The sequence below is a fragment of the Exiguobacterium sp. s70 genome (genome assembly GCF_018618315.1).
Classification (GTDB): domain Bacteria; phylum Bacillota; class Bacilli; order Exiguobacteriales; family Exiguobacteriaceae; genus Exiguobacterium; species Exiguobacterium chiriqhucha.
Map to the genome: position 1 here is coordinate 58,278 of NZ_JACSLV010000003.1, position 26,879 is coordinate 85,156.

A 26,879-nucleotide genomic window follows, 5' to 3' on the forward strand; every position below is an offset into this window, starting at 1 on the left:
GTGTGTCATCCGATTAGCAACTTCTCTTTTGGATAGCGAATCTTCCGGTCCATCTGGCGTGCGACCGTGAAGAGGATCGTCAACGAACCGACACGACCGAGTAACATCATGAACATGATAAAACTCTTACCTGCATCGTTCAGTTCCGCCGTGATCCCGAGTGATAACCCGACCGTCCCGAAGGCCGAGACTGTCTCGAACAAGAGTGCTGTCGCCGGAATATGACCGTTCGTCAAGATAGTCAGTGCGGTAATCAATAAGATGAAGAAGAAACTCGTAATAGCCACGATGTACGCTTTTTTAATTTGGAACGCGTCAATCGTCCGCTCGAGGATGACCGTCTCTTTTTTCCCGACGATGAACGCCCACATATCGGCCAAGATGACGGCTACGGTCGTCACTTTAATCCCAGACCCAGTGGAAGCGGCTCCAGCACCGATATACATGAGAATCAAGACGACCCCGATTGAGATCGGCGCCATCGTCGTGAGGTCGATTGTATTGAAGCCTGCGGTCCGTGTCGTCACAGCCTGGAAGAAGGTGACGTGCATCGCTTCTCCGAACGGACGGCCATACAGTCCGCCCTCATTCGATACCCACTCAAACAACATGAGCGAGAACCAGGCAATCCCGTTGACGATGGCAAGCGAGGCAATCATGATTTTCGAATGGAGGGCGAGGCGCTTCCAACGTTTCACCTCGGTCGCATCCGCGATGGTCGTGAAGCCGAGACCCCCAATCATGAGCAGCACAGCAATCGTGATCACAATGGCCGTATTCTGCTCGAACTGCATCAAATTGTCCGGCCATAGGGCGAACCCGGCGTTGTTAAACGCTGAGACCGCGTGGAAAAAGCCATAATACAGCGCCTCACCAAAGCGATACTCACCGGTGCTGTACAGTTCGACCGTCAAAAACAACATGCCGAGAAACTGGACGATGAGCGTCGTGAAGACGATGTTGCGGACGAGACGGACCGTGCCGCCGGGTCCCGACAGGTTGAGTGATTCTTGGAGCAAGATGCGCTGCTTTAAACCGATTTTCTTTCCGAGCACACTAAGCAGCATGAGCGCGACCGTCATAAAACCTAAACCGCCGATTTGAATCAAGGCGACGATGACGAGCTCACCGAACGTATTAAAGGAAGTCCCAATATCAATTGTCGATAATCCGGTCACCGTTCCGGCCGACGTCGCGATAAACAGACAATCAATCCAGGACACGGGCTGTGTCTGTGCGAACGGCATATAGAGTAACGTCGCCCCTAAAAAAATGGCGAGCAAAAAGCCTGTCGCGATAAAACGGGCCGGCTTTTCAAACACGAGCCGGTAAAGCGCCTCAATTCGTTTTATGCGCAATTCCCGTACGGTCAATCGATGTCGCATCTCGCTATCTCCTTCAAATCAAGTTTTCTAAGGCTCATATTACTCCTCACTTATAAAATTGCCAACTAGAAAAATGTATCGCTAACTGTTTGCCAGATTTTTTGGTAATATGAGAGATAGACTTTATGAATGTTGAGGAGGTTGAATGAAACCGTGGACCCTAGTACGGTAGATCATTCGCTAACGGATGTCTCGCGAAGGTTGGAGCGTCAGTCACAATGTATGCCCGCCCATCTTTATTTCCAGCTCGAAGAACTGCTACATTGGTCACTTGATCAAGAAGTTGTGAATCAATTGTACGCATTATTAAAAAAATACGACGTGTTAACCGATATAGAGCGTGAAGAACGAAATATCAGCATCCAAATGCTGATTGACGAAAACGGCGCTTAACCATCGGGAACGCATTTGCGGGAGACGAGTTAAGTCTCTCGCTTTTTTTGTCTCCTGATTTTTTTTAGAAAGGTGGAAAACATAGACATGGATGTCGTCACGTTAGTAGGACTCATACTTGGGTTCCTCACCCTCGTCGGAGGGATGGTATTGAAAGGAGCCGGGATTGCCCCGCTCATCAACCCGGCAGCACTCGTCATTATTTTTGTCGGGACAGCGGCCGCGGTCAGTATCGCCGTTTCCAAAGAACAGCTGCAAAACGTACCGAAGTTGTTCGGAATTCTCTTCAAAAAGCAGGAGTTACCAAGTAAATCCGGGCTTTTGACACAGTTCGTCGACTTGTCGACGCAAGCGCGTAAAGAAGGACTCCTGTCGCTTGAGACAGCGCTCGAACAAGTTGAAGAGCCGTTCTTGAAACAAGGGATGATGATGGTCATCGACGGCCAACCATCCGAATATATCGCCGAGGTCATGTCGCGCGATATCGAGAACATGGAGCAACGCCATAAAGCGAACTCGGACATCTTTACACAAGCCGGCACGTACGCGCCGACACTCGGCGTTCTTGGAGCCGTTATCGGTTTGATTGCGGCCCTAAAAGATTTGTCTGATATCGAAAAGCTCGGTCACGCGATTTCAGCCGCGTTCGTCGCGACGTTGTTCGGGATTTTCACAGGATACGTCCTCTGGTTCCCGTTCGCCAATAAATTAAAGCAGTATTCGAAGAGCGAGGTCATCATCAAAGAGATGATGATTGAAGGGATTCTCTCGATTCAAAGTGGGGAGTCTCCGAAGACGTTAGAAGATAAATTGTCTGTGTATTTGTCTCCAAAGGAGCGAGCCGACTATGAAGCGCAAAAAGAAGCATGATCATGAGGAACATATCCCGGAAGGTTGGTTAATCCCTTACGCCGATTTATTGACGCTCTTACTCGCCCTCTTCATCGTCTTGTTCGCCTCGAGTAACATCGACCAGACGAAGCTCGAGAAAATGTCTCAATCCTTTAACCAAGTGTTCTCTGGCGGGACGAGCGTGTTCCAAGCGTCAACCGCCTCGAACAGTGACATCAGCCGTACGAACAAGACAGATACGACGGCGAATCCCCGGACATATGAGCTCGCCAAACTGGATGAGTTAAAAGAAGAGGTCAATCAATACATCAAAAAGAACGGGCTCGAACAAGAGATTGAAGCGACCATCAACTCAAGCGGTCTCGTTTTGACGATTCAAGACCGAGCCTTGTTCAGCATGGGGGAAGCGACGCTTGACGCCGAGGCTAGAACGGTGGCCGGCTCGATTAGCGGTATCCTGGAAAAAGCCGGCAATCGTGAAATCGTCGTATCGGGTCACACCGATAACATCCCGATCAACACGGCCCGGTTCCCGTCGAACTGGGAACTCAGTTCAGCCCGGGCCACGGCTTTCATGCGCGGCCTGTTGACGAACGATGCTTTGAATCCCGGACAATTCACGCTTGCCAGTTACGGAGAATACAAACCGATTGCGACGAACGACACCGAAGCAGGGCGCTCGAAAAACCGCCGCGTCGAAGTGTTGATTAAACCACTCGTCGATTTATCAGAAGGCTCACCGAAGATGCTCGAAACGATCGTCTTGCCATAAAAAATCCCACTCTGTCGAGAGTGGGATTTTTCGTTATCGGGTCCATTCGAAGTACTTGCGTGACAAATCCGTGAGCGGGCTGTTGAACAAGCGCTTCCGCCAGTAAAGGTCGGCCACTTTTTTCACGGCCTCGCTCCGCGACGGATACGGATAAATCATGCGGGACAGCTTGCCGATTTTATCGCCTCGTTGCATCGCATAGACGACGATTTGCATCCAATCCCCGGCTGTCATGCCGATGGCGTGTCCGCCGATGATTTTTCCGTTCTTACGCGTAATGATTTTGACGAAACCTGTCTCTTGTCGGTCGGCGACGAAGCGGTCGACCTCGGACAGTTTCGCTTCAAACACCTCGACATCGTCACCATGACGCTCCCGTGCCTCAGCTTCGGTCATGCCGACGTGGAACACTTCCGGTTCCGTGAACGTGATCCACGGCATCTTCGTGTAGTCGACCTTGTTCCAAAGTCCGAACAAGGCGTTGGCCACGACCGCTTTTCCTTCCTCGCCAGCTGCGTGCGTGAACGGTAACGTCTTAATCGTATCGCCAATCGCAAAGATATGAGGTTGTGACGTGCGGTACGTCGACGTGACGTCGACGAATCCGTCTTTGACGTGGACGTGAGCCCGGTCGAGTCGAAGCTCATCGATTCTCGGTTTCCGTCCTGTCGCCACGAGCAGCTTGTCCGCCTCGTACGTGACCGTTTCGCCATCGATTTCGCCGGTGACGTGAACGCGTCCCTCGACTTCCGAGACTTGATTGATGTTGATGCCGATTTTAAGGCGCATCGCCATCTCGAACTGCGAACGGAGCAACTTACTGACCGATTCGTCCTCTCGCGGTAAGAACGTGTCCTGAGCCTCGAGCACGGTCACTTGACTACCAAGACGAGCGAACGACTGGGCGAGTTCGAGACCGATCGTCCCGGCCCCGATGACGATGATGCTCTCCGGCAACGTCTCTTCTTCAAACACTTGCTCATTCGTTAAGTATGACACGTCGTCCAAGCCGTCAATCGGCGGTATGGTCGGTTGCGAGCCGGTCGCGATGACGAATTTCTTCCCAATCAGTAAATCGTCACCGACTTTGAGTTCGTATGGGCTTTGGAACGAGGCCTCGCCGATATACACGTCGACCCCAAGTTTTTCGAAACGTTCCGTCCCGTCATGGTCTTGAATGATGGCACGGGCACGGTCGACGCGTGCTTTCGTCGTCTGGTAATGGTCGCGGCCGTCAAACTCGGCTCCGAGTACTCGGGCAGCTTGCATCATGCTGCTCGCTTCTTTCGAGGCGGCGATCAGCGCTTTCGACGGGACACACCCAACGTGAAGACAGTCTCCACCCAGGTGTTTTTTCTTCTCGACCAAAGCGACTTTCGCCCCTAAATTTGCGGCACCGGCCGCGACCGTCATCCCGGCCGCACCCCCACCAATCACAATCAATTGATAATCCTTCATCTCATCAACCTCCGATAGCGTTCACTCACGTCTTGCATCCGTTTCCGGTTCACTCCAAAGTCAGAGTGACCGAGTCGTGATGCCGAGCGGAATTCAATTTGTCTTGTCTCATCGTCGAATCGAAATTCGACGTCATCTTTAAAGCGCATCAGTTTCGTCGTGACGACATAATGGAGCGTGTCCTCCGTCTCCTTGACGAGCTCGGTCCGAGGCAGTTGCCCCATCACCATCTTGATTGTCTCGATGCTCTCGGCGCGGTCTCGCCCGTACGGGAGCGGCTCCATGCGTAGCGCTTCGATTGTCGTTTCGGTCGAGACGGCGTTCGGACTACCTGACAATGGCTTCAATGATTTCGTTGCCATGAAAAAAACCTCCCTCATTCTACATACAATTACATGTATCCTGAATTCGGAAGGTTTAACCCTTTTAATGCAGTTCGCTCGGGTCGAGCGGCAAGAGAACGGTCACCGTCGTCCCATGACCGATCTCACTTTCGATGACGAGCTTTCCTTCGTGGGCCTCGATTAACTCCTTAGCAATCGCCAGGCCGAGCCCGCTGCTCCCTTTCGTCACTTGCGCCTGATAGAACATTTCAGTGATGCGCTGCAAGTGTTCCCGTGAAATACCAGGTCCCTCGTCAATAATTGAGATGAACGCGACTCGCTCCGATTGCACGAACCTTACCGTCAACGTCCCACCTTCTGGCGAGAAGCGGATGGCGTTCTCGAGCAAGTTTAAAAATACTTGCTTCAGTCGGTTCTCATCGAACAGTCCGATCGACTTTTGCGGATATCGCTCAATGAGCGTAATCTGTTTGTCTTCGAGTGACTGTTTCAATTGAATCGTCACTTTCCGTAACAACGACACGAGATCAAGTTCTTGCCGATACAAGACGAGCCGGCTCTCTTCAATCTTCGTGTAATCGAGCAGCTGCTCGACGAGCCCGATCATCCGCTCCGTCTCCGAATGGATGATGCTCAAACCGAGCTCGGTCTCGTCCGACACTTTCTCGTCCCCGCCTCGAATCGTCTCCGTCCACCCTTTAATCGAAGTGAGCGGCGTCCGCAACTCGTGCGACACGTTGGATAGAAATTCATTTCGCGTCGATTGGTGCTGCTGGACTTTCGCACCTAAATATGTGAGCGTCCGGGCCAGTGCCCCGAGCTCATGTTTTTCATTGGAATAGACTTCAACATCGAAATCACCTTGCGCCATTTCATCGGCCGTCTCAATGATGTCTCGAATCGGTCGCACGAATCGGTCTGCAATCCGAATGACAGCATAGAGCGCGACCAACCAAATCAAGACGCCAATCATGACGACAGCCATCCAAATCTCGCGAATCAACGTGTCAAGGTCGGCGAGCGGCCGCGTGAAGCTGATGGCGAATTCACTCGTCTCTTCCGTGATGATTGGACTCGTCACCGACAAATAGTGATTCCCATCGGCATCGTAGTCTTGGACGACGGACTCGCCTCGAGCGAGATCTTGCAACTGTTCGGTCGAAAAGGCCGCCTGTTGCGCCCGCTGTCCCGTCGTTTTGATGATTTGACCGGTCCGGTCGACAATCGTTAAGTCGGTACCGGGATAGCCGAACGTCCGAACGAGCACCGAGAACGCGCTCGGTGTCTCGAATCCGACTTGCGCCTGTGGATACAGATAGGCGCTCGTCGTCGCATGGCTGAGTAGTGCCTCTGATTCATATTCATAGTAATAGCGGTACGTTCCGTACGACAGGACGCTCACGAGCAAGACGAGCACGAGCGTCATGACGAGCATAATCCGAATGACGAGCTGTTGCTTCATCCGTCATGTCTCCGCCACTTGTACCCATGCCCCCATAGCGTCTCGATATAAGCCGGGTGACTCGGGTCGTCTTCAATCTTTTGACGGAGACGACGGATGTTGACGTCGACAGTCTTTCTGTCCCCGAAGTAATTGATGCCCCAGACGGCATCTAACAGCGCGTCACGCGATAAGACGACTTCCTCGTTTTGGACGAGGTGACAAATCAAATCGTATTCGGTCGGGGTCAAATCAATCGCCTGCCCATACTTCGTCACTTGCTTCGCCGCCAAATCGATGGCGAACGGTCCGGACTTCAACCGTTTCTTTTCTTTACGCTTCACTTTCTCGACACGGCGCAGGAGTGCTTGAATCCGTGCCACAAGCTCACCTGGGCTAAACGGCTTGGCGATATAATCGTCCGCCCCTCTGCCGAGCCCTTCAATCTTATCTTCTTCAAGCGTGCGTGCCGTCAGCATGATGATGCCGACGTTCTCATCTAAGTCGCGGATGGCGGCGCATGCCTCGAATCCATCCATCTCAGGCATCATCACGTCGAGCAAGACGACATCGAACGGCTCACGGTCGAACGCTGTGACCGCTTCGCGTCCGTTCGTCGCCTCAAAGACGTCAAATCCGGCTCGTTTTAAATTAACGATGATAAAGCTGCGAATCGCATGCTCATCTTCGGCTACTAATATTCGATTCATATATCCACCTCTTCTGAAGTTCACTACTCTACATTATAGTTACGTTTTTGCGACAAGGTTGTCAATTGACCTCAAATCGTATTAGGATGGAGTCATTAGATTCTGAAGGAGGACTCCTTACCATTATGAGTTACAAGATGATTGTTTTAGATATGGACGATACGCTCCTCACGAGCGACCATACAATTTCCGCCAAGACGAAAGCAGCCTTGCTAGATGTACAAGAACGCGGACATAAAGTCGTGCTCGCGAGCGGTCGCCCGACATACGCGATGTGGGATGCCGCCCGTGAACTCGAACTTGCCAAATATGGTAGCTATATTCTCTCATTCAACGGTGCCTCCATCATCAATTGTGAGACGAATGAAGAAATCTTCTCGAGTACGTTGCTTCCGGAAACGGTCGCCCATCTCCATGATATCAGTGTCCGGGAAGAAATCGCGATTCATACGTACATCGGTAACGAAATCGTAACCGATCAACCGAACCCGTATACTGATATCGAAGGTGAATTGACGGGGATGCCGGTCATCCATGTCGCCGACTTCAAAGAAGCGGTCAAGACGCCTGTCGTCAAATGTCTCATGCTCGGTGACGGCGACACGCTCGCTCCAATCGAAACGAAACTGCAAGTCGAACTCGAAGGGAAACTTGCGGTCGCACGTTCGAAGCCGTTTTTCCTTGAGTTCACGGAAGCGGGTGTGACGAAAGGGACGAGCCTTGCTTTCCTCGCCGAACACGTCGGAATCGAACAGGCCCACGTCATCGCTTGTGGTGACGGGAACAACGACCTTACGATGATTGAATGGGCCGGCCTCGGTGTCGCCATGGGCAATGCCAACACGACAGTCAAAGGCAAAGCCGACTTCATCACGAAATCAAACAACGAAGACGGGATTGCCCACGTCATTGAGACGTTCATGGGAACGGTCCTCGTCGATCGGTAAGTGAACAAACTGGATTGTACCAAGGAGGAATTACGATGAATAAAGGATTGAAACGAGCAGGACTTGGACTGGTCGGTACAGCTGTCGCAGGTGCCGCCTATGTATTTTTGTCCCCGAAACCGACCTCACGTCTCGTTAAGACCTCATTTGCCGGCGGGAACGAAGTGGCCATCAAAGGGTTTGATGAAGTCGTTCAAAAAACATCGGTCCGGAAAGATATCGACTATCATTCAGCCTATGAGAACGGGACGTTCGACTTGATTCGCTATGAAGGCGAGAAACAAATTGTTCCGACCATCTTTTGGGTGCACGGCGGTTCGTTCGTCGGTGGCGACAAGGCCGACGTCTTCAAATATGCGACGTCAATCGCGAGCAACGGCTATAACGTCGTTAGCGTCAACTACGCCCTTGCCCCTGACGTCACGTATCCCGTCCCGCTCCAGCAGCTTGAAGAAGCATACACGTATATCGCGGAAAACAATGACCGCTTCCGTCTCGACCTCGACCGCGTCTTTTTTGCGGGCGATTCGAACGGGGCCCAACTCGTCGCTCAGTTCGTCGGTATTCAATTGAACGACGACTACGCACCATCGGCCGAAGTGAATCAAGTCGTTCCGAAAACGTCGATCCTCGGCACGATTCTCATGTCAGGTCCTTATGACTTGAAACGAAGCATCATCGAGTCATCGAAGGCGGTCAACCGCTTCTTGTTCAAACGGATCGGTTGGGCTTACTTCGGAACGTACAATTGGGAAGACTTGCCGGTCGTCGCGGAAGCGTCGCCGCTCGTGAATATCCCGGCCACGTTCGTTTCGACGTTTATCACCGATGGCAACACCGGTTCGTTCGAAACGCAAGCGAAAGAATTTGCGACGATCCTCTCAGGTCGTGCGGACGTCACGAGCGTCTTTTATGACCGAAACGAGCACACACTCGGCCACGACTACCATTTTGAGATGGATAAGCCGGCAGCCAGTGCAACGTATCGCCGTTTAATCACGTTCTTGCGTGAAACGACGCGTTAACAAATAATCCCCGCCCATCATTGGGCGGGGATTATTTTTGTCAGTTGAGCAATGCGAGCGCGCGGCCAATCAACTCATGCCGCGACGGTGACGTCTCACGTAACGCGTGCAACCGTTCCGTCAACGCCTGTCGAAGCGCATCAGACTCGACGAGCTCCAAACATTCGATGTGGAGCAACCAAGCATCGGGATGATCGGTAAGAATCGTCGGCACGAGCTCATCAATCGACTCGCCTTGCTCCCGCATATTGCGGACCCGATTGAACATCGGGTCATCGTTCGTCCATACTCGGGCGTCACGTTCGATCTGGACCGGCTTCTCCAAGATGACGAGTTCTTCAATCTCAGTGCCCGGGAAAATCGACGGCAGCGTATCTTGTCTCACTTCGAGTGTCTCCAGTGTAATCTGTCGTCCTTCGATGGTGACGACGACGTCTTCGAGATGCAACGCCTCTGTCGTTTCGCTGACGACTTGACCGTCTAACCGAATGTCCGCTGTCGCCAACACGTCTTGAAGCGGTCCATCGAGCACGAGCAGGCCATGATTATGCAAGTTCGTCAATTGACCGTGATTGACGTTCACACAGTCGTCCCATTGGATGAGGGCATGGGCCCCGGAGCGTGTCACGTGACGAATCACACCGACGCGGTCCGTCCCGTCTTCTAGTCGGACGGTCGATTGACTGCCCGACGCGAGCGCCTTCTCGAGCGAAGCGATCCCACCTTGGTTGACCGCCATCCGTGACTCGAGTTCGTCTAGCGCATCCTTCAACGCTTCAAAGTCTGGAATGACGAATAACTCGCGTTGCATATTCGTCACGTCTTGTTTCGTCTCAAGGGCGTGCTCCAAATTGAATGGATGCTTCGTGACGGCGTCTGTCAAACAGTGACGGCTCTCTCCGACCGAAGATAACAGGCCTGCCCCGTAGATGAGCGGATTGTCTACATCACCGATGAGACCGAACTCAACCGTCCACCAAAAGATGCGGGCGACTTGTTGTGCTTCAGAGAAGCCAGTCACTTGGGCTTTGGCCGCATGAACAGCCGCTTCGGCGGCTGCAATCTCCTCGTCCGTCGAGTTCGCATTCTCCTTCACGACGGTCAATCGTTTAAGTGCTGCGAACGAGGCATGTTCTTCTCGATTCATGAATGCCCTCGCCCCGAGCTGACCGAACCGCTTCACAATCTGTGAAAATTCAGGATCCATCAACATCGGTGCATGGCCGGCCGCCTCGTGGATGATATCCGGTGCCGGACTGTATAAAATATTCTCGACTTTTCGGATATCGGTCGCGACCGGCAACATCCCGTTGCCTTGGAAATCAAAGAAAGCGACGCCTGGAATGAGACCATCGACTGCGACCGTCGACCAACCGGCCGACCGCATCTCTTCGGTCATCTGTTCGACGTTCGGGAGACGCTCCGGTCCCATCCCCGTCTTTTTCAACCCTTCGATGTAGAACGGGTGGGCCTTCCCTTCAAGCGTGTGCAAGTTCAGTCGTAAGACGAAGCGCCAGACAGCATGATCGGTCGGCGTGTACTCGTCGTAGAACTGTGGCGAAATATGAGGGGCCAAATGGCGTGGAATGATTTGTGTGAGCATGATGTTTCCTCCTTTAGTTGACTGAACGTAAAAAAATCCCTATCGATTCACTCGATAGGGACGACGATGCCGCGGTACCACCCTGATTACTAGACGGACGTCTAGTCACTCTACTCCGATAACGGGGGACCGCTCAACACGTGAGAGCTCGCGAACTGTAATTCGATTCATCCTATGGGCGTGTTCACAGCACCACACGCTCTCTGGGCCAGGGAAGATGTCTCTACTTCGGTTCGGTCATCGCTTTTATACTGTTATACAGTTATGCTTCTATGCACATTCGCTTTTAAGTACTAAAGTATCTTGTTGCTAGTAACGATAACAGACGATTTGGACGCCGTCAACAAAAAAACAGTCCGCATCTGCAGACTGTCACAAACACCAATCGATTTCAGGTTGACCCCACTCACTCAACTTCGCATTCACTTGCGAGAACGGCTTCGATCCGAAAAAGCCGCGATGCGACGAGAGCGGACTCGGGTGGACAGAGGTCAAGACGGCGTGTTGCGGGCCAATAAATTTCTGTTTCTTCTTCGCGTCGTTCCCCCATAAGATGAACACGAGCGGCTTTTCCCGCTGCCCAAGTCGCTCGATGATGGAGTCGGTGAACTGCTCCCATCCCTGTCCCCGATGCGAACCGGCTTTGCCTGCTTCGACCGTGAGCGCGGTGTTGAGCAGCAACACGCCTTGGCGGGCCCATGCTTCTAAATTCCCGCTGGTCGGTACGGGACAGCCAATATCGTCATGCAATTCTTGAAAGATATTTCGAAGCGACGGTGGGAAACGTACACCGTCTTGGACCGAGAAGCTCAGTCCATGCGCTTGGTTTGGCCCATGGTATGGATCTTGTCCGAGAATGACGCATTTGACGTCCTTGAACTTCGTATAGACGAACGCATTCCAAATGTCTTCTCGGGCCGGATATACGGTCGATGACGCATACGCCTCATCAACGAACGCTTTCAAGTTAGTAAAATAAGGCTCGGCCATCTCGGATGCGATGATGTCGCTCCAATCCCCGAGCAGGCGATCTGATAACTGTTCTCCCATGTGTTTCTCCCCTTTCCGTCTTATCATACCCGAATCGATGGCACACAAAAAGGCGAGCCCGATTGGACTCGCCCTTGATCATTATACTGTGACCGCGCCTGCGACTTCTTTCGCAAGTGCTTCGGCTTTCGCTTTTGCGTCAGCAACGATTTCTTCGATTTTGTCTGGGTATTGGTTCATGCCTTCAACTGGAAGTGTCGTCACTTCTGTCACGCCTACGAATGCGAGTGCTTGACGAAGGTATGCGTCTGCGAAGTTGAGGTCTGTACCTGTGTAGATTCCACCCGTACCTTGGATGTGGATCGCTTGTTTGTTCTCGAGAAGGCCGACTGGGCCTTGTTCTGTATAACGGAACGTTTTACCAGCAGTCAATACGCTGTCGAGGAACATTTTCATGCGAGCTGGGAAGAAGAAGTTCCACATCGGTGTTGCGAACACGTACATGTCAGCTTCCATGAATTTCTCAAGCATGCCGTTCATCGTCGCGACTTTAGCCGCTTCGACGTCAGTGAGGGCTTCGCCTGAAGCGAATTTGCCCCATGCGCTGAGGACGTCGCCGTCGATTTCTTGAACATCGACATCGTATAATTCGATTGCTTCGACTTCGAGTGACGCATTCTCATTCGTGAGTGTCGTCATGAACGTTTCTGCGACTTGTTTGCTGTATGACAATTCTGTTGGTTTCGGGTTAGCCGATACGTATAATACCTTTTTCATAAATGGGTTCCTCCATAAGTGTGATCTCTATTTTGTAACAACAGTTAGAACTATATCATCTGTATATCTCGCAGTCAATTAGTTTAACTTCAAGATAAATAGTCAAAAAAAACAGGCAGGCGTTATTTGCCTGCCGCGTTATAACCGACTCGTTTCAATAAATCGATTAACTGTTCAGTCTCTTGGTCGCTAAGGGGACCATAGATGTCTTTAAAAATCTCGATGTGCTCTGGATAGACGACGTCCATCAAGCGTTTGCCTTCCTCTGTCAACGAGGCGTATGTGACGCGTCGGTCAGACGGGCAAGCCACACGCTCGATTAAGCCACGTTTTTCAAGCTTATCAATCACGTACGTGACGCTTCCGCTCGTAATCAAAATTTGGTCTCCGATTTGCTGGAGCGGGGTATCCCCTCGTTTATACAAGACGGATAAAACACCGAACTCTGTTGAATTCAATTGGTGGCGTCGTAAATCGTCCTTCACACGGTCACTGATCGCGTCCATCGCTCGTGCCAAGACGATCCATGCCTTCAATTCGAGTGATTCAATCATGTCGGTTTCACCTCAATTCGTTCATCATTTACCTTTAGTATAGCAGGACATGAGCAGTATACGGTGGGAAAAACGCTTCGTCAAGAAACTTCTTCGTTGTCGCCCCTGTCTGAAACGTATAGAATGGAATTATTGCGATTTTTAGAAAGGGTGGACGGTATGCGTGAGTATTACGAGATATCATTGACGATTAAACAAGCCTATTTGAGTACGGTCATCGAGTTGTTGAACCGGGAAGGGATCGCCCCAGACTATGCGCTCGAAAAAGAAGGCGCGGTCTTTTTACTATTCAACCACTTGCCATGGCCGAACGTCACGCGCGAACCCCATGCGGTCGAACGCTTTTTATTGACGTTGTCGCGTGAGGACTATTTGTTCGTCAAAACGAAACGTAAGTCCCCCGTCCCGGACCATGAGCCGGTCGCCTGCATGGGTGCATTCGACTCGCCGTTCCATGAACATTTGAAAATTGAACTCGCCGTCGACGAATCAGATGCAAGCCACCTCGATATGTCGGCATTCCGCCATTATTAAACAACACGTCTGTGTTGTTTTTTTATGACTAGCCTCGCCACAGGACGGGAATAGATGACAATATCTGAATGTGAAAAGGGGAATGTGCTTTGATGGATACAGTCATGTTAATCGTCAACCCGTCGTCCGGGAAAGAGTTAGGGAAAGAACACGCCGCGGCCGCGGAGGAGGTCTTGCGAGAGCGTTACGGCAACGTCGATGTCCGGTTCACGGAGAAAGCAGACGATGCCACACATTTTGCGAAAGAAGCGGCATCGAAACAATATAAAGCTGTCATCGCGATGGGTGGCGACGGGACACTGAACGAGGCCGTAACGGGGCTCGCCGAAGCGGATCATCGTCCTGATTTCGGCATCATCCCGCTCGGTACCGTCAACGATCTCGCACGCGCGCTCGGCGTCCCGAGCGACCCCGCAGATGCCATCGAGGCACTCAAGACGGCGCAACCGACACCGATGGATATCGGCAAATACGAGAACGGCTACTTCATGAACGTCATCGCGATCGGCCTCATTGCCGAGGCTGTCGACGAGGTCAGTGTTGAAGAGAAGACAAAATGGGGCCCATTCGCCTACTTGATTGAAGGCATCAAAGCGTTCCGTGAGCATAGTCCATACGCCTTGTCGGTCCAAGCCGAAGAGCATACGTTCGATGGAGACGCCTATTTGGTCGTCATCGCACTCACGAACTCGGTCGGCGGGTTTGAAAACTTTGAACCGGACGCCGAACTGAACGACGGGTTACTTCACGTCTATCTGTTTGAGAACCTCGGCTTTAAAGACGCCATCCAACTCGCGCCGGCCCTCTTCACCGGCAAGTTGAAAGAGACGGACAGCGTCACGTCGTTCACGACGAAACGGGTCCATGTCGACTCGCCAGAATCACTTCCGGTCAATGCCGACGGAGATACGGGCGGTAAACTCCCGCTCACGTTCGAAGTGCTTCCGAGCCACCTCAACGTCTTGAAGCCGATTCAGTAAAAGGGAGAGTTTTCAGTTCGAGGGCGAAGAAGTATGCCTGAAAGGAGGGGGACTCGATGCCCATCTCGCTCGTCCCATTGCGAGAAGCGTCCGACGCCATCGTCGCGACGTTCAATCGTTGGAATAATGATCCCGCCATCGTCCATTTGATTCGTCCGGCCCGATCCGAAGCCGAACTCGTTGCGGAACATCAGATGACGGTCGCAGACTTGACGGAACGTCTGGACACGCACGATATTTTCTTGATTTACGACGATGACCGGCTCGTCGGCGAGGTGAACGTCATCTATGACGCCCCGCACTTGTATGACAAAGAACGCGGCAGCGCTTGGCTTGGTCTGGTCATCGGTGAACAGACCGGTCGCGGGAAAGGCGTCGGCACCGCAGCCCTCACGTTGCTGGCAGATCGACTTCGTGCCCAAGGTGTGCCACGCATCGAGCTCGGTGTGTTCGGATTCAACGAAGCGGCGCATCGCCTCTATCAAAAGCTCGGTTATCACGAAATTGCCCGTATCGAAGCGTTCACGTACTGGGACGGTCAATTTTGGCCGGATATCCGGATGGAAAAACGATTGGATTGAATAAGGCCTTCCTCGCATCGAGGAAGGCCTTTCGTCAGTTATTTAAATTCTCGACTTCGACGACGCGGAACCCTTTTTGTTCGAGTTTGGCGACAATCTTGTCTTTTGTCTTCTCGTCACAGTCCGGCGGCAACGTGATTAACACGCGACGCAACACCTTGCTCTTGGCATCAAGCGTCATGAGGCTGGCGATTGATGAATATTTGCTGATGACTTTCGTGATTTTCTCGAGCGCCCCTGCCTGCTCACTGAGTGCAATCGTGACGACATAGCTCCCCGTGTCACGGCTCCATGCCTCTTCGAGCATGCCGAGCATCTTCCCGTGTGGCAAAATCCCGTAAAATTCGTTGCTCTCGTCTTTCAAGACCGCGATATACGGAAGTTCTTTGATTGAGAAGAAGACTTTGAAAAAGCCGTCTGACTCGTGAACGTACTTTTGCGTGTTCTTGATGAGTTCCATGACGTTATCGTCTAGGCTCGCCCCACTCATCCCGTGGCGATAAATATGCATTTTATAAATATTACCGCGGAAAAACGTTCCCGTCTCATCGAGTACAGGGACACAACGGTAGCCTGTCTTTTCGAGCGTGTCGAGCGCCTCGCGCAATGTCGCCTTTTCACTGATTGTGACGACATCTTTCTTCGGAATGCATAAGCTATGCACTAACATGCGGTTTTCCTCCTAGCCAAATTGAAAGTGGTCTTCACCCTATTCATTACTATTCCCCAAATACGATTGAAATCCTGCCATCAATTTTTGAAACTTATTCGAGCTTTAATGCGACCTCGGGATTTGTCGTAGCGCCAAAAAGTCGTTATAGTGAAACTATCCAAACAGACAAAGGGGATTGAACGACTATGACGATGAAAAAAGCTTTAACAATCGCTGGCTCGGACACGAGTGGCGGTGCAGGCATCCAAGCTGACTTGAAAACGATGGAAGAGCTCGGTGTTTACGGCATGACCGCCCTCACGGTCATCGTGGCTCAAGACCCACATAACGCGTGGCACCACGAAGTGTTCCCAATTGACACGACGTTGATCGAGAAACAGATTGATACGGTCCTCGCTGGGATCGGTGTCGATGCCGTCAAGACAGGGATGCTCCCGACTCCAGAGATTATCGAACTCGCTGCCCGTAAAATTAAAGAGTACGGCATCCAAAACGCGGTCGTCGACCCAGTCATGGCATGTAAAGGTGCCGACGAGATTCTCAACCCGGACGTCGCGGTCGCGATGCGCAAGCACCTCGTACCGGTCGCTAAAATCATCACACCAAACTTGTTCGAGGCGCGTATGCTCGCTGGCCTCGATAAGACACCTTCAACGATGGAAGAAATCAAAGAGGCTGCTCGTTTGATCCATGAACTCGGCGCTGAAATCGTCATCGTCAAAGTCGGTGGCAAGCTCGGCTTCGACACAGCATTTGACGTGCTTTACGACGGCAACGAGTATCGCCTCCTCGAGAGCGAAAAAATCGACCCTGCCTTCACACACGGCGGCGGCTGCACGTTCTCGTCAGCGATCGCGGCTTCACTCGCGAACGGTCACTCGGTCGATGAAGCCATCGAAATCGGAAAAGAGTTCATCACGGAAGCGGTCCGTCACTCGTTCCGCCTCAACCAATATGTTGGGCCAACGAACCATACCGGTTACCGCAAAAAACTAGCAACACAATCATAACGGGTGGCCCGGGACGCATGTCTCGGGTCATCGTTTCCATTGGAGGGAACCGCGTGAAATCAATTCAACCTACAACCATCCAGACTTATTTGGACGCGCATGTATCCATGCCGCTCTATGTCCATGTCGAGACGACGAACGGGGCGTATGCGACGCATAACGACCCTGATTTTCATAACGCCGGTATGTTTATCCGCAACGTCGTCATCGAATATAGCATCGGCCAAATCAAGGGCGATGGACCATACCGGGTCGGCTTGAAGCTCGATCATGGTTGGCTTTACGTCGAAGGTTTGACCGACTACGAACAGCACGGAGACCAGCTCCTGCTCGCCGGCCATGACCGTCTCGGACGCCTCGCCTGCGCCTTACACTTAGACATCAAACCACTCCCACAAGGAGCCTCGGAGGTGGAAAGCCAATGAATGGACCATTACTCGTTATTTTTCCGCATCCCGATGATGAAGCGTTCAGCTCGGCCGGGACGATTATCCAACACCATAAACACGGATTCCCGGTCACGTACGTCTGTCTGACGCTCGGTGAGATGGGCCGCAATATGGGCTCGCCGATTTTCACGACGCGTGAAGAGTTGCCGAAAATTCGTAAACATGAGCTCGAGGAAGCGTGTGCCGTCATGGGCATCGACGACCTCCGCATGTGGGGACTTCGCGACAAGACCGTCGAATTCGAAGACGAAGCGGAACTCGCGGCACGTTTCAGCGCCTTAATCGAGGAAGTACAGCCGACACGCGTCATCTCCTTCTATCCGGGTTACGCCGTCCACCCCGATCACGAGGCGACGGCACGTGCGGTCGTCCGAGCGTTGCAAGACATCGATGCCTCGAAGCGTCCTGAATTTTTAGGAGTCGCGTTCGACCATCGCACCGACGCCGAACTCGGAAAACCGCACGTCGTCATCGAAGTCGGTCAAGAGAGCGCGGCGAAGCGTGAAGCGTTGCTCGCCCACCGTTCACAGACGGAAGGCCTGTTACGCGCCATCGACAACGCAGAAAACGCCCACGTCATGGAGTTACTCCAACGTGAGCGCTTCTATCACTATCCGTTCTCATGATTCATAGGCAAGGCGTGTCACGTACAATAATGTACCGACAGCTCCTAAGCCGATTAACGTTCCCAATACGACAACGATATGTTCCATGTTCTCACCTCTACTTGGTTATACGAACTTGATGGATCATTGGTTTCAAAGCGCATGTGCTGACATGCGCTTTTTTTCTTAGAAGTACAAGAAGTAAATCACAGCCGCCAACACGATGCGATAAATCGCGAACGGCGTCAACTTCACTTTGTTGATCAACTTCAAGAAGAACTTAATCGACAAGAGCGCAAACAAGAACGCGCTAATGAATCCGACAACGAAGACCGGGAGGGTCGCCATCGTAAAGTACTCCCATTTGCTGTAGAGCGACAGTGCACTAGCACCGAACATGATCGGTACGGCCATAATGAACGTGAAGTCCGCTGCGGCCCGGTGACTCATCCCTAAGAGGACGCCCCCTGAGATGGTCGACCCTGATCGTGAAAAACCTGGCCAGAGCGAGAAACATTGAATCAAGCCGACACCGAGCGCTTGTTTATACGAAATCTCATCGAGCGTGGCCGTCGTTTGACGCTTCACGCCTGACAAGTCCGCTGCAATCATGAAGAATGCCCCGATGACGAGCCCAATCAAGACGGTCTTGATGGAGAACAAGTTCTCATCGATGTAGTCTTCAAACAACAGTCCAAGCACGCCTGCCGGGAGCAGCCCGATGAAGATATGTAGCAAGTTCAGTTTCTTTGTCGGCCCGCTGCTACGAATCGCGAGCAATTCCTTCGGATTCAACAACTCCTTGAACCGATTTCGAAATACGACGATGACCGCTAAAATCGAACCGAGCTGAATTACGATCTTAAACGTGTTCGCCACCTCTTGGCCGAGAAAGCTGCTCGAGTTGAGCCACAGGTCGTCCACGAGGATCATATGTCCCGTTGACGATACCGGAGCAAACTCGGTCAGTCCTTCGACGACGCCTAACAAAAAGCCAATAAATAATTCATACCATTCCATTGTTTATCTCCTACTCCAGTATTGTTTCTTATCATACACAACTTTAACCTCACCCGCCCTAGGTCTTAAGGCGTAAAAAAGAGGAAGCTCATGAAGCATCCTCTCTCCGCGCTATGACCGTGACAATCGATTGATGCAGACAAACGATGATCCCGATGAACAAAAAGGCGGCAAAAAGCGTCATACCTGCCCCGGCGGCGAACAACAGACCGAACAGGATGATCCCGCCATGCAACAACATCGAGACGGACGATTCCGTCGTCGCCCTGATTCCGGATGGGACCCGATGATGCAACACACCGAGATAGAGCGGTTCAACAATACCGATGAGACAGGCCATTCCGACCATAATCACGAGACCAATCGGCCCCGGATAGAGCCCGAGAACGACAAAACCAACGCCGATTCCCCAACCGATCCAGCGTAGCCAACGCTCGGCCGTGGCGAAGCGTAGCAGCACCGGTGCGACCAACTGTCCCGGTATTTGGATGAGCAGCAGGATCGTTGACATCATCCCGAACCAATAAATCGGAAGCGCGACGTCGCGCGCATACAGTTGCCAGAACTCATCGATAAAATTGAACGCACTAATGGTCACGACAAACAACGACGTCACGATGAACAGTTGCCGATGCTGCCGGATGAAGCGGAAACCGGCCGCGATGTCCGCCCACGTCAAGCGCTCGTCCGACACGACTCGTCTCGGTTCGACAAGGCCAAAACTACATGCTGTCGCGATGAACAAACTGACAATCGACAGCACGTAGTTCAGCTCGAACGGGAAGCGTGTCGCCAGCAGACTACCACTGATGGCAGCGAGAACGGCTGCGACGATTCCAATGACATTCAATCGACCGATCGTGCGTTCAAACGTTCCCGCCTTCCCGTCCTGTTCGAGCGTCTCATACAACAACGCGTTCTCGGCCCCGCTCCGAAACGCCGCCCCAATGCCCGACAAGGCGATGGCTAAGGCAAAACCGCCAAACGAAAAGGAAACAAGCAACACGACAAAGGAACCCCACTCGAGCGCAGTCCCAATCTGCAACAGACGTCGACGTTCGAAGCGATCGGCCAACACACCCGTCGGCACTTCAAGCATCACGACGAGGACGGCGTAAAGCATTTCCAGATAGACGACCTCTTGAATTGTGATCGTCCGCGACTCCCAAAACAGACGTTCAATCGTGTAGGCCGGGATGAGCGCATCGAACCAACGCATCCAACCAAGCAACACAACGTTTCGACCGACTTAACTAGGCGAACGTGCTCGTTTCATCATGCATCTCCTCCTTATTTGTCTATTCCCGCTGGCACAAAAAAAGCCACGGAAAAATTCCGTGGCCTGCAAATTATTTAAGCAGATTGAGCATCTCCCGATTGAACGCCGGGATGTCATCCGGTTGTCGGCTCGTCACAAGCTGTTCTTGGCAGACGACGACTTCTTTGTCCGCATACTTCGCTCCAGCGTATTCCATGTCGACTTTAATCGACTTGTAGCCTGTCGCATCGCGGCCTTCGAGCGTCTTCGCCGTAATCAACAGCTGTGGTCCATGGCAGATGGCGAATACCGGCTTTTTCGCGTCCATGAACGCCTTGGCGAACTGGACGAAACGGTCATCTTCGCGTAACAAGTCAGGTGAGAATCCGCCCGGTAAGAGCAGTGCGTCAAAGTCTTCTGGTGAGACGTCGTCGATGGCTTTGTCGATTGTGACCTTCGACTCCCCTTGTTTGCCTTCGACTGTATTCCCAGATTTTTTTTCAATCGTGACAACTTCGTGCCCCGCTTCCACCAATGCGTCGCGTGGACCCGTGAACTCTACGTCTTCAAACATGTCTGTGATTAGCGTTGCTACTTTTGCCATATTGAAACACTCCCTCATTATTTTTATGCACATAGGGAGTGTTCCACACCTAACCGGAGCATAAACATTCAGCGAAACTTGGAGACGTACGGATTCGAGCGTTCAAAGAAACGATACGGATAGTCACGCGCTTCACCCGTGTTAGGAATGCCGATGCGCGGACCGGCCTCGATGTCTGGAATGACGTCCCCTTCGACGATATAGAGCGGTTCATGTTGGAGCGAATGCCCATACAGGTCCATCGTGATCCCGAGCGCTTTCGTCAGCTTGCCGGGACCGTTCGTCTGATCGAACCGTTTGATGCCAGGACGATTCATGTCGATGATGGCCTGTCCTTCAATCGGCTCGATGGCTCGGATGAGGACGGCTTCCGGCGTGCCGACCGGACCGCTCACGACGTTCAAGAGCGTATGCGTGTGCATCTGATACGTATAGACGTGTCCCGGCAATCCGAACATGACCTCGGTCCGATTCGTCCGTCTGCCCCCGAAGCTATGGGCCGCCCGGTCGACGGCACCAAGATACGCTTCGGTCTCGACAATCTTTCCGACGATTTGTCCGTCTAGATGATCGTGGACGAGATAGTGACCGAGCAATGAGCGTGCCAATTCAATCGTCGGTTGCTCGTAAAATGATGGATCGAGTCGTTTCATCGTCATCCCTCCTTCGGTTTATTTTCTCAAATGAAGACGGGGTGACACAAAGAAGATGCCTTTTCTGATCAAAGGGATTTCATGATGAGAGCCGAACTATATGACATACGAGAAAGTGAGGCGAAACAAGGTGGGGTATCTATTAGAGTTAAGACAGACAGTCGGGAGCAGGCCGCTCATCAGTGTCGGGGCGACCATCCTCGTGTTGAATGAATACGGGGAGCTGTTGTTCCAACACCGGTCCGATACGAATGATTGGGGATTGCCCGGGGGATCGATGGAGTTGAATGAGACGTTAGAAGAAGTGGCCGCTCGTGAATTGAATGAAGAGACTGGTCTTGAAACCAATCAATTTGAACTCGTCGGTGTTTGTTCGGGACCGAAGTTTTACTTCAAGTATCCGAACGGGGACGAGACGCATAGTGTCATCAATCTTTTCCATGCAAAGCGCGTGCAAGGGACGTTAGCCATGAACGACGGAGAAAGTCTGGACTTGCAGTATTTCTCCAGAGCCGACTTGCCATCGGACATCGAATCGAGGGCTCAGGCGCTCATCGACCAGTTCGGGGATGCGCTATGGCAACTCGAGAGCTCTTTTACTTGAGACACTCAAAAACCATCCAGGACCTTTAATTGTCCTGGATGGTTTTTGAGTGATTCGATTAAGATGCGATTCGCATCGTCTCACGCTGCTTTCCCAACTTCACGTATCCGAGAATAATCGAGAAAATCGGGCTGAGCCAGAGGAAGAAGGCGAATGGTGCGTATTCAAGCACCGGCACCCCGAGCGTGGCCGCGAAGAACGCACCCGACACGCCCCATGGGATGAGCGGGTTGATGACCGTCCCACCGTCTTCGAGGGCACGTGACAAGTAACGGGGATCGATGCCGCGATCGATGAACCCTTGCTTGAACGCTTGACCTGGGAGCAAGATTGACAAGTACTGTTCGCCCGCGAGCAAGTTGACGCCAATCGAGCTGAGGACGACCGACAACACCGAGCTGCCTGGTGATTTCAATCGTTCGAGCAACGCATCGACAATCGCTTGGAATACGCCGAGCTCACGGAGCAAGCCACCGAACGCGAGCGCAATCAAGACGAGACTGACCGACCAGAGCATCGACTCGAGTCCGCCACGATCGAGCACAGCTGCAATCGTCTCGTTCTCGACACCCGACTTGAACCCGGCCTGCATGACACCGAACCAGTTTGTGACGTTCCAGTTGCCTTGAACGAAACCAGCTGTCAACACTCCGGCGAACATCCCGACGAGCATCGTCGGCAAGACCGGCATGCGACGGAACGCAAGCACCGCGACGAGAACCGGCGCGAGCAGCGTCAACCATGACAAGTTGAATCGTCCAGCGAGTGCTGCCTGCGCTTCAGCGATTTGCGTCGTATCCGCCGCTTGACCGCTCCGACCGAGAAGCGTGAACAAGACAAGGGTGATGAGGATGGCCGGTACGGTCGTCCCCATCATAAAGCGGATATGGTCGAACAGTTTGACACCAGCCACGGCCGGTGCGAAGTTCGTCGTATCCGATAGCGGACTCATCTTGTCACCGAAGAGTGCACCCGAAACGATGGCCCCGGCCGCGAGCGCCGGAGAGATTCCGAGCGCCATCCCGATTCCGAACAAGGCGACCCCGACCGTACCGACTGTCGTGAAGGCACTACCCGTGAACGACGAGACGATCATCGTGATGAGCAGGACGCTCGGCAAGAACCATTGTGCTGAAATTGTATCTAAACCGATGGAGAGGATTGTCGCCACCGTGCCAGACATTTGCCATACGCCAATCAACATCCCGATCAACAGTAAAATCAAGACCGGCATGATGGCTTCACGAATCCCGCTAATCATCGCCGCTTCAATTCGTTTGAAATCACGCGTCCGATAATACGCGTAACCCCCTATTAATACCATTGTGCCAAAGATCGCCATATGTGGCGTCGCTTTGGCCAAAAACATCAGTGCGAGCAGGGAAATACCGCTCATCAGCACGACGAATACAGCCTCTTTTCCTTTCATCTGCATCGACGTCCCCTCCTTTCAGTTCCATTATTTTCTACCTAACCGCTTAAACGCTTTTATGCGCGAAAGTGTTTCAGTGATGTCCTTTACTATACCTGCTTCTCTTTTCCCTGTCAAACGTCTTTTTATGGTAAAGTAAACGCTCGAGGGTGACCTCCGGAGTTCGTAACCTCCTCCGACATCAAAACTAGCGAAAAAGGAAGTGTGCACGTTGCAACACGAAAAAGCATTGGTCGTCTTTAGCGGCGGTCAAGATTCAACCACCTGCCTATTTTGGGCAAAACAACAATTCTCTCATGTGGAAGCGGTGACGTTCGCCTACGGGCAACGCCATGACGCGGAAATCGAGGTCGCAAAAGAAATTGCGGCCGAACTCGATGTCCCGCACCACATCCTCGATTTGTCCTTACTCGGACAACTCACCTCTAACGCGTTGACGAGACATGATCTCGACATCGACAATGCGGATGTCCCAAACACGTTCGTCGATGGACGCAATCACTTATTCTTATCCTTTGCGGCCGTCATGGCCAAACAGCTCGGTATGCATCACATCGTCACCGGCGTGTGTGAGACCGACTTCTCAGGTTATCCGGATTGCCGGGACCAGTTCGTCAAATCCTTGAACGTGACGCTCAACTTAGCGATGGACTATCCGTTCGTCATCGATACACCGCTCATGTGGCTCGACAAAAAGCAGACGTGGGAACTCGCGGATCAGCTCGGTGCGTTCGATTACGTCAAAGAACGGACGCTCACGTGCTATAACGGCATCCTTGGATCAGGTTGTGGCGAATGTCCGGCTTGCGTACTCCGTCAAAACGGCCTCGCCGCTTATGAGGAGGTGCGCGTATGAAGAACGCTCCATTCCTCGCCCCGACGAGTGTCGAAGCTAAACAAGACGGCTCGCTCATCTACTGTCCGCACCGCGTCCAAATCGTCAAAGAAGTGACATTCGATGCCGCCCATCATTTGTTCGATTACGACGGCAAATGCCGCGCGCTGCACGGACATACGTATAAATTGCAAATGGGCATCAGCGGTTTTCTCGACAACCGTGGCATGACGCTCGACTTTGGTGATTTAAAAGCCATCTTTAAAGAAGAACTCGAACCATACCTCGACCATCGTTATTTGAATGAGTCGTTACCTTATATGAATACGACTGCCGAAAACATGTGCTACTGGATTTTCGAGCAGCTCGCCAAGCACTTGCCTGACGAGCGCGACGTCCGCGTTGAATTCGTCAAACTGTACGAGACGCCGACGTCGTACGCCGAGTTCCGCCGCGAATGGTTGGTGGACTGATGAAAATCCCTGTCCTCGAAGTGTTCGGCCCGACGTTTCAAGGGGAAGGCCGCGCCATCGGGCAAAAGACGATGTTCGTCCGGACCGCCGGTTGCGATTATCGCTGTTCGTGGTGCGACTCCGCCTTCACTTGGGACGGCTCGGAAAAACCTGACATGCTCACAGCCGACGAGGTGATCGAACGGCTCGACGCGCTCGGCGTGTACGACTATGTCACCATCTCGGGCGGCAACCCGCTCCTCATCGCCGCGATGAAAGACTTGGTGACGAAACTGAAAGCGCGTGACGTCAAACTCGCCGTCGAGACGCAAGGCAGTCGCTATCAGGATTGGCTCGCTGACATCGACGACGTGACGCTCAGCCCGAAACCACCGTCTTCCGGCATGACAACCGACTGGGAGAAACTAGACGCCATCGTCGAACGGCTGCGCCCCGAACAAACAACGTTCAAAGTCGCCGTCTTCGACGAGATTGACCTCGCCTATGCGAAATCGGTCCAGACGCGCTACACCCCCGACGTCATGTACTTATCGGCCGGCAATCCTGAGCCCGGTGCTGACGGTGACATCACCGACGCCCAGCTCCGTCGCTTAAAAGAACTGTGGGAAGACGTCGCTCGTGACCCGTCATGGCAAAGCGTCCGTGTCCTGCCGCAGCTGCACACATTACTGTACGCCAACGAACGTGGCGTCTAAGGAGAATAACTATGAGACCAGAAGACTTACAAGACTTGTCGCTCCTCGGACAGAAGAGCGTCCCATACATTTTTGAATACGCACCGGACGTCCTCGAGGCGTTCCCGAACCGTCACCCGGAGAACGACTACTTCGTGAAGTTCAACGCCCCGGAGTTCACGTCACTCTGCCCGATCACGAATCAACCGGACTTCGCGACGATTTACATCTCATACATCCCGGACGAGAAGCTCGTCGAGTCGAAATCGCTCAAGCTGTACTTGTTCAGCTTCCGCAACCACGGCGATTTCCACGAGAACTGCATCAACGTCATCGGGAAAGACCTCGTCAAGTTGATGGAGCCACGCTATCTCGAAGTGTGGGGCAAGTTCACGCCCCGCGGCGGTATCTCGATCGACCCGTACTACAACTACGGAAAACCGAGCACGAAATACGAAAGAATGGCTGAACATCGTTTGTTCAATCACGACTTGTATCCTGAGACAGTCGACAACCGATAAATCAAAAAGTAGGCGCTCCCGTTGAGCGCCTACTTCTTTTTATAGCGATTAATTTGTCGTTTGATCGGTTCGCGGAACACGGTCGCAACGAGCGTCAGGACGACTAAGACGACGAGGGCGAGGATGATCATCTTAAAGTCTCCACTCGCGATGCTGCTGCCGAGGAAATTGTTGGCGAACGCTCCTGGAATCATCCCGACCGTGGTCGCGAAGATATAACCTGGGAGGCGCACTTTCGCGAGCCCTGAGGCGTAACTGACCAAGTCAAAGTTGACGAGCGGAATCAAGCGTAAAATCAACACATAGAAGAACCCGTCCTCTTCAATCTTATGCTGCACCTTCTCATAGCTGCTCGTCTCGAAATGATGGAGAAAGCGGTCACCAAAGCGAATCGCGATATAGTAAGCGACGAGCGCACTGAGCGTGGCCCCGATGACCGTATAGACGACACCGGGCAAAGTCCCGAACGCCAAGCCACCGGCGACGGACAAGACGGACGTCGGGAAGAGGATGAGCGGACGGAACGTGAACAAGATGATATATACGAGCGGGGCGAGCCAACCGAATTGAACGATATAATCTCGAATCTCACTCGGACGCAAGTCAATCCACTGATAAAGGAACGTCACAGTACCGAATACGAGCAAGACGACGGCAATGATCCATTGGGTTTTCCATTTTTCCATCGGTCGCCCTCCTCTCTTTCTTTCATCATATCGCCT

The 26,879-nt window shown here is 52.5% G+C and carries 31 protein-coding genes and 1 other annotated feature; of the genes, 15 read left to right on the forward strand and 16 right to left on the reverse strand.

The genetic code is table 11. The features are described from left to right. Window positions 1-5: 5 nt before the first annotated feature. Window positions 6-1,385: a TrkH family potassium uptake protein gene (locus KNP84_RS08710; protein WP_058765479.1), complete on the reverse strand. Its 1,380-nt coding sequence runs from the start codon at window positions 1,383-1,385 to the stop codon at window positions 6-8. A gap of 480 nt (window positions 1,386-1,865) precedes the next feature. On the opposite strand from KNP84_RS08710, the gene motA reads away from it, so the two are divergent. Continuing rightward, window positions 1,866-2,648, forward strand: coding sequence for a flagellar motor stator protein MotA (motA, locus tag KNP84_RS08715; protein WP_021068127.1), 783 nt, complete (start codon window positions 1,866-1,868; stop codon window positions 2,646-2,648). Then, window positions 2,626-3,402 (forward strand): flagellar motor protein MotB, encoded by a 777-nt coding sequence (locus tag KNP84_RS08720; RefSeq protein WP_021068126.1) that lies wholly within the window; start codon window positions 2,626-2,628, stop codon window positions 3,400-3,402. The genes motA and KNP84_RS08720 overlap by 23 nt, the downstream gene beginning before the upstream one ends. 33 nt (window positions 3,403-3,435) lie before the next feature. Here the strand turns inward: KNP84_RS08720 and KNP84_RS08725 are convergent, their stop codons facing one another. The 4 genes from KNP84_RS08725 to KNP84_RS08740 form a co-directional block, all read right to left on the reverse strand. Next, on the reverse strand, window positions 3,436-4,860 hold the full coding sequence (locus tag KNP84_RS08725) for a dihydrolipoyl dehydrogenase family protein (RefSeq protein WP_215114630.1): 1,425 nt from the start codon (window positions 4,858-4,860) through the stop codon (window positions 3,436-3,438). Further along, window positions 4,857-5,222 carry a DUF1499 domain-containing protein gene (locus KNP84_RS08730; RefSeq protein WP_058765475.1) on the reverse strand — a complete coding sequence of 122 codons (366 nt, stop codon included), beginning with the start codon at window positions 5,220-5,222 and terminating at the stop codon, window positions 4,857-4,859. Before KNP84_RS08730 ends, KNP84_RS08725 begins: the two co-directional genes overlap by 4 nt. 64 nt (window positions 5,223-5,286) lie before the next feature. Next, entirely contained in the window at window positions 5,287-6,666 is a 1,380-nt protein-coding gene (locus KNP84_RS08735; protein WP_021068123.1) for a sensor histidine kinase, read from the reverse strand. Further along, complete coding sequence (locus KNP84_RS08740; RefSeq protein ID WP_021068122.1) at window positions 6,663-7,355, reverse strand: response regulator transcription factor; 693 nt, start codon at window positions 7,353-7,355, stop codon at window positions 6,663-6,665. The genes KNP84_RS08735 and KNP84_RS08740 overlap by 4 nt, the downstream gene beginning before the upstream one ends. Before the next feature lie 125 nt (window positions 7,356-7,480). Here KNP84_RS08740 and KNP84_RS08745 point away from each other — a divergent pair, with 125 nt between their 5' ends. Further along, window positions 7,481-8,302, forward strand: a complete 822-nt coding sequence (locus KNP84_RS08745; protein WP_214801505.1) for a Cof-type HAD-IIB family hydrolase — start codon at window positions 7,481-7,483, stop codon at window positions 8,300-8,302. A gap of 35 nt (window positions 8,303-8,337) precedes the next feature. Further along, complete coding sequence (locus tag KNP84_RS08750) at window positions 8,338-9,327, forward strand: alpha/beta hydrolase (protein ID WP_215114631.1); 990 nt, start codon at window positions 8,338-8,340, stop codon at window positions 9,325-9,327. Between the two features lie 40 nt (window positions 9,328-9,367). On the opposite strand, the gene KNP84_RS08755 is transcribed toward KNP84_RS08750, so the two are convergent. The 4 genes from KNP84_RS08755 to KNP84_RS08770 form a co-directional block, all read right to left on the reverse strand. Further along, on the reverse strand, window positions 9,368-10,930 hold the full coding sequence (locus KNP84_RS08755) for an aromatic amino acid hydroxylase (protein ID WP_215114632.1): 1,563 nt from the start codon (window positions 10,928-10,930) through the stop codon (window positions 9,368-9,370). Between the two features lie 53 nt (window positions 10,931-10,983). After that, window positions 10,984-11,180: a binding site (T-box leader), on the reverse strand. A 122-nt stretch (window positions 11,181-11,302) separates the two neighbouring features. Continuing rightward, complete coding sequence (locus KNP84_RS08760) at window positions 11,303-11,980, reverse strand: uracil-DNA glycosylase (protein WP_215114633.1); 678 nt, start codon at window positions 11,978-11,980, stop codon at window positions 11,303-11,305. Between the two features lie 81 nt (window positions 11,981-12,061). Next, complete coding sequence (locus tag KNP84_RS08765) at window positions 12,062-12,697, reverse strand: FMN-dependent NADH-azoreductase (RefSeq protein ID WP_029596264.1); 636 nt, start codon at window positions 12,695-12,697, stop codon at window positions 12,062-12,064. Window positions 12,698-12,819: 122 nt separating this feature from the next. Continuing rightward, complete coding sequence (locus tag KNP84_RS08770) at window positions 12,820-13,251, reverse strand: MarR family winged helix-turn-helix transcriptional regulator (protein WP_021068116.1); 432 nt, start codon at window positions 13,249-13,251, stop codon at window positions 12,820-12,822. A gap of 159 nt (window positions 13,252-13,410) precedes the next feature. Here KNP84_RS08770 and KNP84_RS08775 point away from each other — a divergent pair, with 159 nt between their 5' ends. From KNP84_RS08775 to KNP84_RS08785, 3 genes are all read left to right on the forward strand, one after another. Next, entirely contained in the window at window positions 13,411-13,785 is a 375-nt protein-coding gene (locus KNP84_RS08775; RefSeq protein ID WP_021068115.1) for a hypothetical protein, read from the forward strand. Window positions 13,786-13,877: 92 nt separating this feature from the next. Next, complete coding sequence (locus KNP84_RS08780; protein WP_021068114.1) at window positions 13,878-14,765, forward strand: diacylglycerol/lipid kinase family protein; 888 nt, start codon at window positions 13,878-13,880, stop codon at window positions 14,763-14,765. A 56-nt stretch (window positions 14,766-14,821) separates the two neighbouring features. Next, the gene (locus KNP84_RS08785; protein WP_029596266.1) at window positions 14,822-15,346 is read left to right on the forward strand and encodes a GNAT family N-acetyltransferase; all 525 of its coding nucleotides are present in this window, start codon (window positions 14,822-14,824) and stop codon (window positions 15,344-15,346) included. A 34-nt stretch (window positions 15,347-15,380) separates the two neighbouring features. On the opposite strand, the gene cbpA is transcribed toward KNP84_RS08785, so the two are convergent. Then, a complete protein-coding gene (gene cbpA / locus KNP84_RS08790) occupies window positions 15,381-16,016 on the reverse strand; it encodes a cyclic di-AMP binding protein CbpA (protein WP_021068112.1) in 636 nt (211 codons plus the stop codon). A 188-nt stretch (window positions 16,017-16,204) separates the two neighbouring features. Here cbpA and pdxK point away from each other — a divergent pair, with 188 nt between their 5' ends. The 3 genes from pdxK to bshB2 are packed head-to-tail and all read left to right on the forward strand — an operon-like array spanning window position 16,205 to window position 18,104. After that, window positions 16,205-17,029 carry a pyridoxine/pyridoxal/pyridoxamine kinase gene (gene pdxK, locus KNP84_RS08795; RefSeq protein WP_021068111.1) on the forward strand — a complete coding sequence of 275 codons (825 nt, stop codon included), beginning with the start codon at window positions 16,205-16,207 and terminating at the stop codon, window positions 17,027-17,029. 53 nt (window positions 17,030-17,082) lie between these two features. Then, window positions 17,083-17,454, forward strand: a complete 372-nt coding sequence (locus KNP84_RS08800; RefSeq protein WP_029596267.1) for a YojF family protein — start codon at window positions 17,083-17,085, stop codon at window positions 17,452-17,454. Continuing rightward, window positions 17,451-18,104, forward strand: coding sequence for a bacillithiol biosynthesis deacetylase BshB2 (gene bshB2, locus KNP84_RS08805; protein WP_215114634.1), 654 nt, complete (start codon window positions 17,451-17,453; stop codon window positions 18,102-18,104). The genes KNP84_RS08800 and bshB2 overlap by 4 nt, the downstream gene beginning before the upstream one ends. Window positions 18,105-18,269: 165 nt before the next feature. Here the strand turns inward: bshB2 and KNP84_RS08810 are convergent, their stop codons facing one another. The 4 genes from KNP84_RS08810 to KNP84_RS08825 all read right to left on the reverse strand — a co-directional run bounded on the left by KNP84_RS08810 (window position 18,270) and on the right by KNP84_RS08825 (window position 21,624). Next, entirely contained in the window at window positions 18,270-19,103 is an 834-nt protein-coding gene (locus KNP84_RS08810) for an undecaprenyl-diphosphate phosphatase (RefSeq protein ID WP_021068108.1), read from the reverse strand. A gap of 88 nt (window positions 19,104-19,191) precedes the next feature. Then, window positions 19,192-20,322, reverse strand: coding sequence for an MFS transporter (locus KNP84_RS08815; protein ID WP_215114635.1), 1,131 nt, complete (start codon window positions 20,320-20,322; stop codon window positions 19,192-19,194). A 130-nt stretch (window positions 20,323-20,452) separates the two neighbouring features. Continuing rightward, window positions 20,453-20,965 carry a type 1 glutamine amidotransferase domain-containing protein gene (locus KNP84_RS08820; RefSeq protein WP_021068106.1) on the reverse strand — a complete coding sequence of 171 codons (513 nt, stop codon included), beginning with the start codon at window positions 20,963-20,965 and terminating at the stop codon, window positions 20,453-20,455. Between the two features lie 68 nt (window positions 20,966-21,033). Further along, window positions 21,034-21,624 carry a DNA-3-methyladenine glycosylase gene (locus KNP84_RS08825; RefSeq protein ID WP_214756390.1) on the reverse strand — a complete coding sequence of 197 codons (591 nt, stop codon included), beginning with the start codon at window positions 21,622-21,624 and terminating at the stop codon, window positions 21,034-21,036. Window positions 21,625-21,748: 124 nt separating this feature from the next. On the opposite strand from KNP84_RS08825, the gene KNP84_RS08830 reads away from it, so the two are divergent. Then, window positions 21,749-22,222, forward strand: a complete 474-nt coding sequence (locus KNP84_RS08830; protein WP_215114636.1) for an NUDIX hydrolase — start codon at window positions 21,749-21,751, stop codon at window positions 22,220-22,222. Window positions 22,223-22,280: 58 nt separating this feature from the next. Here KNP84_RS08830 and nhaC read toward each other — a convergent pair whose 3' ends face one another. After that, entirely contained in the window at window positions 22,281-23,657 is a 1,377-nt protein-coding gene (gene nhaC / locus KNP84_RS08835; protein WP_021068103.1) for a Na+/H+ antiporter NhaC, read from the reverse strand. A gap of 208 nt (window positions 23,658-23,865) precedes the next feature. Here nhaC and queC point away from each other — a divergent pair, with 208 nt between their 5' ends. From queC to queF, 4 genes are read left to right on the forward strand one after another with little or no spacing between them, the layout of a single operon-like run. After that, window positions 23,866-24,510, forward strand: a complete 645-nt coding sequence (queC, locus tag KNP84_RS08840) for a 7-cyano-7-deazaguanine synthase QueC (RefSeq protein WP_021068102.1) — start codon at window positions 23,866-23,868, stop codon at window positions 24,508-24,510. Next, window positions 24,507-24,962, forward strand: a complete 456-nt coding sequence (gene queD, locus KNP84_RS08845) for a 6-carboxytetrahydropterin synthase QueD (protein WP_021068101.1) — start codon at window positions 24,507-24,509, stop codon at window positions 24,960-24,962. Before queC ends, queD begins: the two co-directional genes overlap by 4 nt. Beyond that, complete coding sequence (queE, locus tag KNP84_RS08850) at window positions 24,962-25,657, forward strand: 7-carboxy-7-deazaguanine synthase QueE (protein ID WP_251128948.1); 696 nt, start codon at window positions 24,962-24,964, stop codon at window positions 25,655-25,657. Before queD ends, queE begins: the two co-directional genes overlap by 1 nt. An 11-nt stretch (window positions 25,658-25,668) precedes the next feature. Beyond that, window positions 25,669-26,157, forward strand: coding sequence for a preQ(1) synthase (gene queF / locus KNP84_RS08855; protein ID WP_215114637.1), 489 nt, complete (start codon window positions 25,669-25,671; stop codon window positions 26,155-26,157). A 29-nt stretch (window positions 26,158-26,186) separates the two neighbouring features. Here queF and KNP84_RS08860 read toward each other — a convergent pair whose 3' ends face one another. After that, entirely contained in the window at window positions 26,187-26,843 is a 657-nt protein-coding gene (locus KNP84_RS08860; RefSeq protein ID WP_215114638.1) for a TVP38/TMEM64 family protein, read from the reverse strand. Window positions 26,844-26,879: the final 36 nt, after the last annotated feature.

Excerpts from the sequence above, each read along its gene's own strand:
- KNP84_RS08710 (WP_058765479.1), bottom strand. The coding sequence starts at position 1,385 with ATGCGACATCGATTGACCGTACGGGAATTGCGCATAAAACGAATTGAG.
- motA (WP_021068127.1), top strand. The coding sequence starts at position 1,866 with ATGGATGTCGTCACGTTAGTAGGACTCATACTTGGGTTCCTCACCCTC.
- KNP84_RS08720 (WP_021068126.1), top strand. The coding sequence starts at position 2,626 with ATGAAGCGCAAAAAGAAGCATGATCATGAGGAACATATCCCGGAAGGT.
- KNP84_RS08725 (WP_215114630.1), bottom strand. The coding sequence starts at position 4,860 with ATGAAGGATTATCAATTGATTGTGATTGGTGGGGGTGCGGCCGGGATG.
- KNP84_RS08730 (WP_058765475.1), bottom strand. The coding sequence starts at position 5,222 with ATGGCAACGAAATCATTGAAGCCATTGTCAGGTAGTCCGAACGCCGTC.
- KNP84_RS08735 (WP_021068123.1), bottom strand. The coding sequence starts at position 6,666 with ATGAAGCAACAGCTCGTCATTCGGATTATGCTCGTCATGACGCTCGTG.
- KNP84_RS08740 (WP_021068122.1), bottom strand. The coding sequence starts at position 7,355 with ATGAATCGAATATTAGTAGCCGAAGATGAGCATGCGATTCGCAGCTTT.
- KNP84_RS08745 (WP_214801505.1), top strand. The coding sequence starts at position 7,481 with ATGAGTTACAAGATGATTGTTTTAGATATGGACGATACGCTCCTCACG.
- KNP84_RS08750 (WP_215114631.1), top strand. The coding sequence starts at position 8,338 with ATGAATAAAGGATTGAAACGAGCAGGACTTGGACTGGTCGGTACAGCT.
- KNP84_RS08755 (WP_215114632.1), bottom strand. The coding sequence starts at position 10,930 with ATGCTCACACAAATCATTCCACGCCATTTGGCCCCTCATATTTCGCCA.
- KNP84_RS08760 (WP_215114633.1), bottom strand. The coding sequence starts at position 11,980 with ATGGGAGAACAGTTATCAGATCGCCTGCTCGGGGATTGGAGCGACATC.
- KNP84_RS08765 (WP_029596264.1), bottom strand. The coding sequence starts at position 12,697 with ATGAAAAAGGTATTATACGTATCGGCTAACCCGAAACCAACAGAATTG.
- KNP84_RS08770 (WP_021068116.1), bottom strand. The coding sequence starts at position 13,251 with ATGATTGAATCACTCGAATTGAAGGCATGGATCGTCTTGGCACGAGCG.
- KNP84_RS08775 (WP_021068115.1), top strand. The coding sequence starts at position 13,411 with ATGCGTGAGTATTACGAGATATCATTGACGATTAAACAAGCCTATTTG.
- KNP84_RS08780 (WP_021068114.1), top strand. The coding sequence starts at position 13,878 with ATGGATACAGTCATGTTAATCGTCAACCCGTCGTCCGGGAAAGAGTTA.
- KNP84_RS08785 (WP_029596266.1), top strand. The coding sequence starts at position 14,822 with ATGCCCATCTCGCTCGTCCCATTGCGAGAAGCGTCCGACGCCATCGTC.
- cbpA (WP_021068112.1), bottom strand. The coding sequence starts at position 16,016 with ATGTTAGTGCATAGCTTATGCATTCCGAAGAAAGATGTCGTCACAATC.
- pdxK (WP_021068111.1), top strand. The coding sequence starts at position 16,205 with ATGACGATGAAAAAAGCTTTAACAATCGCTGGCTCGGACACGAGTGGC.
- bshB2 (WP_215114634.1), top strand. The coding sequence starts at position 17,451 with ATGAATGGACCATTACTCGTTATTTTTCCGCATCCCGATGATGAAGCG.
- KNP84_RS08810 (WP_021068108.1), bottom strand. The coding sequence starts at position 19,103 with ATGGAATGGTATGAATTATTTATTGGCTTTTTGTTAGGCGTCGTCGAA.
- KNP84_RS08815 (WP_215114635.1), bottom strand. The coding sequence starts at position 20,322 with ATGCGTTGGTTCGATGCGCTCATCCCGGCCTACACGATTGAACGTCTG.
- KNP84_RS08820 (WP_021068106.1), bottom strand. The coding sequence starts at position 20,965 with ATGGCAAAAGTAGCAACGCTAATCACAGACATGTTTGAAGACGTAGAG.
- KNP84_RS08825 (WP_214756390.1), bottom strand. The coding sequence starts at position 21,624 with ATGACGATGAAACGACTCGATCCATCATTTTACGAGCAACCGACGATT.
- nhaC (WP_021068103.1), bottom strand. The coding sequence starts at position 23,657 with ATGCAGATGAAAGGAAAAGAGGCTGTATTCGTCGTGCTGATGAGCGGT.
- queD (WP_021068101.1), top strand. The coding sequence starts at position 24,507 with ATGAAGAACGCTCCATTCCTCGCCCCGACGAGTGTCGAAGCTAAACAA.
- queE (WP_251128948.1), top strand. The coding sequence starts at position 24,962 with ATGAAAATCCCTGTCCTCGAAGTGTTCGGCCCGACGTTTCAAGGGGAA.
- queF (WP_215114637.1), top strand. The coding sequence starts at position 25,669 with ATGAGACCAGAAGACTTACAAGACTTGTCGCTCCTCGGACAGAAGAGC.
- KNP84_RS08860 (WP_215114638.1), bottom strand. The coding sequence starts at position 26,843 with ATGGAAAAATGGAAAACCCAATGGATCATTGCCGTCGTCTTGCTCGTA.